Source organism: Pseudomonas abyssi, from assembly GCF_003444685.1.
In the GTDB taxonomy this organism is placed as follows: Bacteria; Pseudomonadota; Gammaproteobacteria; order Pseudomonadales; family Pseudomonadaceae; genus Halopseudomonas; species Halopseudomonas abyssi.
Window position 1 is genome coordinate 306,531 of record NZ_LMAZ01000002.1, and the last position, 6,567, is coordinate 313,097.

7 protein-coding genes are annotated in these 6,567 nt (G+C 59.4%); 6 read left to right on the top strand and 1 reads right to left on the bottom strand.

Annotated features, from left to right (window positions below):
- Position 1: 1 nt before the first annotated feature.
- The 6 genes from ASB58_RS09585 (at position 2) to cysQ (ending at position 5,618) form a co-directional block, all read left to right on the top strand.
- Positions 2 to 667, top strand: coding sequence for a YjbF family lipoprotein (locus ASB58_RS09585; protein ID WP_118130286.1), 666 nt, complete (start codon positions 2 to 4; stop codon positions 665 to 667).
- A complete protein-coding gene (locus ASB58_RS09590; RefSeq protein ID WP_118130288.1) occupies positions 664 to 1,434 on the top strand; it encodes a capsule biosynthesis GfcC family protein in 771 nt (256 codons plus the stop codon). The genes ASB58_RS09585 and ASB58_RS09590 overlap by 4 nt, the downstream gene beginning before the upstream one ends.
- Entirely contained in the window at positions 1,434 to 3,569 is a 2,136-nt protein-coding gene (locus tag ASB58_RS09595) for a YjbH domain-containing protein (protein WP_118130290.1), read from the top strand. Before ASB58_RS09590 ends, ASB58_RS09595 begins: the two co-directional genes overlap by 1 nt.
- 5 nt (positions 3,570 to 3,574) lie before the next feature.
- Entirely contained in the window at positions 3,575 to 3,955 is a 381-nt protein-coding gene (locus ASB58_RS09600; protein WP_181977909.1) for a VanZ family protein, read from the top strand.
- A gap of 208 nt (positions 3,956 to 4,163) precedes the next feature.
- Positions 4,164 to 4,790 carry a transposase gene (locus ASB58_RS09605; protein WP_118130294.1) on the top strand — a complete coding sequence of 209 codons (627 nt, stop codon included), beginning with the start codon at positions 4,164 to 4,166 and terminating at the stop codon, positions 4,788 to 4,790.
- A gap of 48 nt (positions 4,791 to 4,838) precedes the next feature.
- Complete coding sequence (gene cysQ / locus ASB58_RS09610; RefSeq protein WP_118130296.1) at positions 4,839 to 5,618, top strand: 3'(2'),5'-bisphosphate nucleotidase CysQ; 780 nt, start codon at positions 4,839 to 4,841, stop codon at positions 5,616 to 5,618.
- Positions 5,619 to 5,892: 274 nt separating this feature from the next.
- Here cysQ and grxD read toward each other — a convergent pair whose 3' ends face one another.
- Positions 5,893 to 6,213 carry a Grx4 family monothiol glutaredoxin gene (gene grxD, locus ASB58_RS09615; RefSeq protein ID WP_083729463.1) on the bottom strand — a complete coding sequence of 107 codons (321 nt, stop codon included), beginning with the start codon at positions 6,211 to 6,213 and terminating at the stop codon, positions 5,893 to 5,895.
- Between the last annotated feature and the right edge of the window lie 354 nt (positions 6,214 to 6,567).

Here is a 6,567-nt window from a genome sequence, read left to right on the forward strand (position 1 = left end):
CGTGTACTTGATACGCACCTTTCGCTGCTGCGCCCTCGCCGCAGCAGCGCTACTGGCGGCTGGCTGCAACTCGCTGACAAGTAACTCGATCGAAACTTTTCGCATGGCGTGGAAAGGCAAAGTCAACGAGATCCCGGAAGGCCAGGTATTGCAAGCTCCCGGCGATAGCCTGCTGATCCGCGCAGGTGCCGCCGAGGCCCTGTTCGTCGCACCTGCAGGCAGCAGAGGATGCATAAGCTGGTGGGGCATAGCCGAGCAAGTTGAAACCTGCCATGGCCGCATCAGCCAGATAGTTGGGCTGGAGACAGACGTGGCCCAACCACTGACTACAGATGACCCGTTCAAAACAGGACTGCTGAACGTTACCGAAGGGCAACAAGTCACTCGCTTCGTCGACTACCCACTTAGCTACCAGACAGGCATAGAGCAAATTGCGACCTACTTTATAGGCCCGCAAGAGTCGCTCACCCTGTTTGGCCAGACGGCACGGTACCAACGCATTGATGAGCGCATCTGGATGCCCGAGCTGGATTATTCAGCGCTCAACCAGTATTGGGTGGACCCGAGCACCGGCCTGGTGCGGCGCAGCCTGCAACATCCCAGCCCCGACTTTCCGGTATTTGAAGTTATCAGCACCCATAAAAGCAGCAAGGATGCAGGACAATGATTGCTCGGCTGCTAACTGCCGCAATACTGCTTCAGCCTGCCCTTGTGGCAGCCGCCCCAATATTCAGCATTACAGGCGCCGTCAGCCAACCCGGCGACTACCAGTGGCAGCAAGGTGTTCGGCTGCTGGACGCGTCCGTTACAGCGCAGGTGAACTCAAACGCCTGGTATATGGGCGCCACCCTGCAACGTGAGAGCGCGAAGCTTGAGCAGCGCAAGCTCAAGGTTGGGCTATTGTTTGACCTGCGCAGTGCCAAGGTGCGCTCGCGCTTGGCCGGCAACGCGGAAGCCCAGGCGCTGATTGAGCGGCTGACCGCCCAAGTAGAGGCCATGCCCGTTACCGGCCGCATTCCGGCAGAGATGAACCCGCTGAAACAACGCCTTGTCCGCTACAACCCGCTATTGGAAGCAGGTGACAAGATCCACTATGCGCTGCGCCCCAACAGCATCACGGTAACCGGCGCCGTGCAAGCCGACTGCCAGCTTACTTACTCATACGCCACCAGCCTGTATGACTATCTGGCCGCCTGCCCTGCACACCCGCTAGCCTCCGCCGACACGCTGTATCTGATACAGCCGGACGGCGCAGTAGAGCGACTCGGCAGCGGCTACTGGAATCAGCAGGATGCGTCGGTCGCAGTCGGGGCCACACTGTTCGTACCAGTAGATGAGACGGCGCTGACCGCTGACGGCGAGCCCGAAACCTTCAACGAAGACATGGCCGCCTTTATCGCCACCCAGACACCTGCACAGGAGCGTATCAGGTAATGCAGCGTCCATTCCTGCCAGCCTTTTCCGCTGCCGCACTGCCCACTCTGCTACTGGTTAGCGTTACCGCTACGGCCGACATCAACAGCCGCTATAACACCACCCAGCACGATTTTGGTGGCGTCGGCCTGCTGCAAACCCCAACAGCACGTATGGCGGAAGACGGCAACCTGAGCTTCAACGCTAACCGCACTGAACCCTATAGCCGCTATAGCATCTCGGCGCAGCCGCTGCCATGGCTTGAAGGCACCATTCGCTATATCGCGATCACCAACCGCAACTACGGACCAGAAGAGTTTAGTGGCGACCAGAGCTTTAAAGATAAAGCGATCGATTTTAAAGTGCGCCTGCTTAAAGAAGGCTACTGGACCCCGCAAATAGCGTTCGGCATGAGAGACGCCGGCGGTACAGGCCTTTTCTCCAGCGAGTACTTTGTTGCCAACAAACGCTTTTATGATCTGGACGTTAGCTTGGGTATTGCCTGGGGTTATATCGGTAATCGAGGCGGCATCGAAAACCCGCTTGGCTGGTTCAAAGACAGCTTCAATGACCGCGGCGAAGTGACTGCAGATGTTTCTCAAGCCGGCGACCTGGGTACCAACCGGTACTTTAAAGGCCCCATTGGCTTGTTTGGCGGAGTCGAGTACCAAACCCCCTGGGACCGCCTGCGCCTCAAGGTGGAGCTGGATGGTAACGACTATGAGTCGGAACCGCTGAGCAATGAAATAGACCAGGACTCCCCCATCAACTTCGGTGCCACCTACCGTCTGGGCAAAAGCATTGATCTGACCGCTGCATTTGAGCGCGGCAATACTGCCATGTTCGGCATTACCTACCAAGCCAACATGAAGACCAACCCGGAGCCCAAGAAATATCTCGACCCAGCCCCCGAAGTCCGGCGCGGTTTGCCCGCTGGCGTGAACGGCAGCCAGGTCGACTGGGCCGACATCAGCCGACGCCTTGGCGAGAACGCAGGCATCAATGTGCAGCAAATTTCCCTGCACGGCGACGAAGTCATTGTGACCGGCGACCAGACGCGCTATCGCAACCGCGCCCAAGGCCTGGGCCGCGCCGCGCGCGTGCTGGACAACAGCCTGGGTGAGGGCTCCTATGATTGGTACACCCTGGTATATCGCCCCCGCGGAATGGAAGTCAGCCAGACCAGTGTCAATGCCGAAACCTTGCGCCGTTATGAAATGAACGAGGTAGACGCAGATACCTTACGCAAGGGCGTGGTAAATGCGGTGCCTTCTGTGCTCGATGACGAGGTTGTCTATACCGCGCCACTGGACAAATACAGCTTTGGTACCTCGCTTGGCTACACCCAAAACGTCGGCGGCCCAGATGGCTTCCTGTTGTATCAGTTCCTGCTGCGCTTTAATGGTGCCTACTACTTTGATGATAACAAGTGGCTCAACGGCAGCGTTGGCGTCAACCTGCTAAACAACTACGACAAGTTCGAATACGACGCGCCGAGCAACCTGCCACGCGTACGGACCGACATCCGCTCGTACGCGACCAGCTCAGACGTTCAGCTCAGCCGCCTGCAATACACTCAGACCCACCGCCTGGACCGTGACCTCTACGCAATGGCCTATGCTGGTCTGTTCGAGTGGATGTACGGCGGCGTTGGCGGTGAAGTGCTGTACCGCCCCTACGGTGCAAACTGGGCAATTGGCGCAGACTTCAACTGGGTCAAGCAACGTGGTTTTGAGCAGGACTTCAGCTTCCGTGACTACTCGACCCTCACCGGCCACGTAACCGGCTACCTGCAGACCGGCATCTATGACGTGCTGGCCAAGGGCAGCGTGGGCCGCTACCTGGCGGGCGATTATGGCGCTACGCTGGACCTGTCACGTCGCTTTGACAATGGCTTCACCATGGGCGCTTGGGCAACCATGACCAATGTCTCCAAGGAAGAGTTTGGTGAGGGTAGCTTTGATAAAGGCGTCTATATCCAGATTCCGTTCGATGCCTTCTTCATTCGCTCTACTACGTCTGTCGGCACCATCGCCTGGAACCCGCTGACCCGTGACGGTGGCGCTCGCCTTGGCCGCTACTACCAGCTCTACAACTTCACCAACGACCGCGATCTCGACAACTTCAATGACGGCTTCCGGCGGCTGACCGAGTAATGTTGATGTGGCGTAAGTTGGAGCACTACCGCCGTGCGTGGCGGCCATTGTTTATCAGTGTGTTCTTCGCGCTGCTGGCGCTGGGGCTGTATCTGGGCATGCGCCCCACCCCACCTCCAGCGGCGTATAGCTGGCAGGCCAGCTTTTATCATGGCGGCGGCATCTTTGCGCTGACGCTACTGAGCTTTCTGGCCTTTGCGCGCTGGCCCTGGTGGCTGCGCGCGGTGCTGCTGACACTGGTTGGCGTGGCGGTTGAGATGGTGCAGGCGCTGCACCCCACACGCACCACCGACTGGCACGACATTGTCGCTAACAGCACGGGGCTGGTAATCGGCTTGCTGCTGATTGGCGGCTACCAATATATGCTGCGCCGCCAGACCGCCTAGCGGCGCTCAGCGCCTCTCCGACCGCTCTTCCCCGCTTCCAGTCCCTGACCTGCCCCGTATGGGTTATGTACGGGGCCTGCGCTATGCGCGTCAACATTTAGACCATTCGTCAGACATTACTGTTTATTGACATTTTTGCGTCACAGGTCGCAGAGATTCACTGCTTACATTGTTAGCTTCTAGTCTGGTACAGCGATAAGGAAAGTCCATGACCAGAGACAGATTCACACCTCGTTTCACGCCCACGGAAGTCTGGAAGGGTTGGCAGCGCTCACCGCAGAAAGCCGAACGCGCCATTCCCTACGATTTGCAACTGATCACCCTGCGCCTCGCTGACTCCCTGCCCCCTTGCGCGATGCAGGTTTTGCAGGAGGAAGTACACGCCCAGCCGCCGGAAGAGCGCGTGCTGTTTCGCCGCCGACGGTTAGACCATCATCTGCAACAGGGTCACGGCTGCTGCTTGCTGGCACACCCGAACATGGCTGCCGAAGTGGCCGATGCACTGGAAAGCCAGAATCGCAAGCGCTACAAGCTGATCGCCTGGTGCATCATGCCCAATCATGTGCAGGTGCTGCTGGAGCCCACCTACTCTACCCCGCGCATTATCCAGGCGTGGAAGACCACGACCACCCACTGGATGCAACAGAACAAGCAATCACTGGCGCTCGACACACCCGGCCGCATGCTATGGATGCGCGACTACTGGGACAGGTACATCAAGGATGAGCAGGACCTGCAACAGAGCATCCAGGAGCTGCAGAACACGCCGGTCGCCGCCGGACTGTGCGAGCAGCCCAAACAGTGGCGTTGGTCCAGCGCGTATGAGTCCGGGTGAATTGATCAGCCCCTGCGGGCATAATGGCGGCCTTAGCCAGGAGAACCCATGCAACCAGACGAACAACATCGGCTGCTGGAAGCCGTAGCCACCCTGACCCGCGCCGCCGGCGCCGTGATCATGGATATTTATCACAGCGATTTTGCCGTGCGCGGCAAGGACGACGCCTCCCCTGTGACCGACGCAGACGAGCGCGCCGAGGCGCTAATTCTTGATGGCCTGGCCAAGTTGGGGGTGGACTTTCCGGTGGTGGCTGAAGAAGCAACCGCGGCGGGCCATGTGCCCGAGATAGCGGACTGTTTCTGGCTGGTGGACCCGCTGGATGGCACACGGGAGTTCGTCAACCGCAACGGCGAGTTTACCGTCAACATTGCCTTGATCGAGAACGGCAGCCCACTGCTGGGCGTGGTGTTTGCGCCCGCCATCGGCGCACTGTATGCCGGGTCCCGTGCGGGTGGCGCCTATGTTGAAGATGCCGACGGGCGTCGCGCCATCCAGGTTCGCGAGCCATCCCACGCCGGGCTCGACGTGCTGGCCAGCCGCTCCCATGGCGATAGCGCGGCATTGGAAGAACTCTTGGCCGGCCGCCCGGTGCGTTCACTGATCAACGCGGGCTCGTCGCTCAAGTTATGCTTGCTGGCCGCTGGACAAGCGGACATCTACCCGCGCCAGGGCCGCACCATGGAATGGGATATCGCCGCGGGTCACGCCGTATTGGCTGCTGCTGGCGGGCAGATACAAACCCTGGACGGCGGTCCGCTCCTGTACGGCAAGGCCGGCTTTGAAAACCCCCATTTTGTCGCCTGCGGGGCTCAGCCGTTTTTTTGAGGGTGTTGTATGGGCAGGTTGGTGTACACGCCTTTGGCTCAGTACAACCTACTGTGCAGCACGGCCAGTAGGGCGGAATAAGCGCAGCGTATCCGCGAAGGTCCACACTCGGGTAATAGGCCCGTGTGGACTGAATGGTGTACACGCCTGCGGCTTAGTGCACCCTACGGCGCAGCGTGCCGTCCGTTGCCCTGGGCTACTCGGTGTGGAAACACAATAAAAAACGCCCGAAGGCTTTCGCATTCGGGCGTTTTTGCTTGCTAAGCGGCCAGGATCAGGCGGCGGGCTGTGCTGCCTTGACCATGGTTTGCAGCTCACCGGACTCGTGCAGTTCCAGAATGATGTCGCTGCCGCCAACCAGCTCGCCGTTGATCCACAGCTGCGGGAACGTCGGCCAGTTGGCATAGCCCGGCAGGCTTGCACGGATCTCGGGGTTTTGCAGGATGTCCACGTAGGCAAACTTCTCACCGCAGGCCATCAGCGCTTGTGAGGCGCGGGCGGAGAAGCCGCACTGCGGGGCGTTCGGCGCGCCTTTCATGTAGATCAGTACCGGGTTGTTGGCGATCTGTTCTTTGATGGTATCGATGATGTCCATTGCATTCCTCATAAGGTTGTCGGCGTTTTGGCACCTTGCAGATGCGCCATTCTAACGTAAAGGAGGCTCTGATCAATTCCACACGCCCTCTGCGAGTGCTCAAGTGTGCAGATGCAAGGCACGGTGTGCAGCCAATAGTGGTTCTATTGGCAAGCAGCGCAACGCCGCAGATGCATGCTTGAGCGCTCGCCTGCCGGAGGCCATTTTTTGGCCAGGCAAGGCGGAGAGAGCGCAGTGTGGTCATTCCACAGAAGCGACCGACAACGCAGCATGGCCGAAAAATGGCCCGGGCCCTGCGGGTGGGGCCGCCGAGGTTGCGCCTGTAAAGCCGTCACTCGGCGTCGCTCGTCGCTC